The following is a 1,249-nucleotide window of genomic DNA, read 5'->3' as shown; positions in this document are numbered from 1 at the left end:
CAGGGTGAGATCACGAACGTTTTCTGACCAAATTCTGTAAGTTTGACCGGCAGATCGATTTATGATCTTATACTCCCTTTTTCGGGAGTTTTAAGGTGAGTATCGAGGCTTTTTCTCAGTATTTTGGTGATATTCAAGACCCACGTCAGTCTGCGAAAATCAGTTATCCCTTATTCGATGTTCTGTTTCTTACTGTTTGTGCGACGATTGCCGGAGCTGAAGGCTGGGAAGACATTGAAGATTTCGGTGAAGCACATTTTCAGTGGTTTCAGCAGAAAGGCCTTTTTACATCCGGACTTCCTGTTCACGACACCATTGCTCGCGTTATCTCGCGCCTAGATCCAAGTCAGTTTCAGCAGTGTTTTATCAACTGGATGCAAGCCGTCACGGAGCGCTCAGACGGTGAGTTGATCGCTATCGATGGTAAGGTGTTGCGCGGCTCATATAATCGCGAAAGCAGACAATCCACGATTCATATGGTTAGTGCTTTCGCCACTGTCAACGGCGTAGTTATGGGCCAGCTCAAAACCAATGCCAAGTCGAACGAGATCACGGCAATACCGGAACTGCTTAACTTGCTGGACATCAAAGGCTGCTTGATTTCGATTGACGCGATAGCCTGCCAGACCAACATCGCTTCAACCATCATTGATAAAGGTGGTGATTATTTGCTTGCCGTTAAAGGTAACCAGGAAACACTGGCTAAAGCTGTACGTCAGGCGCTGTCTGCGAAAACTGCGGCTCAGAGCGCCCCTGAAGATGTCACAGTGGAACAAAGCCACGGACGAATCGAGGCCCGAGAATACCATGTACTACCTGCTGGTGAGTTGGTACACCAGTTTCCTGATTGGAAAGGGCTAAAGAGCATCGGTGTTACCATTGGCTATCGCATTGATAAATCGGGTAAAGAGTCACTCGAATACCGCTACTACATCAGCTCTGCTGAGTTGGAGAAAGAGCGCTTTGCCAACGCAGTGCGTGGCCACTGGGGAATTGAAAACAGCCTGCACTGGGTACTTGACGCATCAATGAACGAGGATACCTGCCAGATTTACCGTGGAGATGCCGCTGAGAACATGGCCTGTTTTCGGCACATTGCACTGAACATGCTGCGAGCAGAAACCTCAAAAAAAGCTAGCATCCGACGCAAACAGAACATTGCAGCGATGAATACCACTTATCTTGATAAGGTATTACTGGCTGGTTTTAAGGCGGCGAGTAAAAAATGAGCATTCATGCTCTCACCCTG

General features: G+C 47.9%; 1 protein-coding gene. It reads left to right on the top strand.

All coding sequences use genetic code 11. From position 1 onward, the window contains the following. Nucleotides 1-95 precede the first annotated feature (95 nt). Nucleotides 96-1,229 (top strand): ISAs1 family transposase, encoded by a 1,134-nt coding sequence (locus NHN17_RS25775; protein ID WP_255045526.1) that lies wholly within the window; start codon nt 96-98, stop codon nt 1,227-1,229. Nucleotides 1,230-1,249: the final 20 nt, after the last annotated feature.

This window comes from Photobacterium pectinilyticum (assembly GCF_024357955.1).
GTDB classification, from domain to species: Bacteria; Pseudomonadota; Gammaproteobacteria; order Enterobacterales; family Vibrionaceae; genus Photobacterium; species Photobacterium pectinilyticum.
This window is presented reverse-complemented; position numbering and strand designations above follow the sequence as displayed.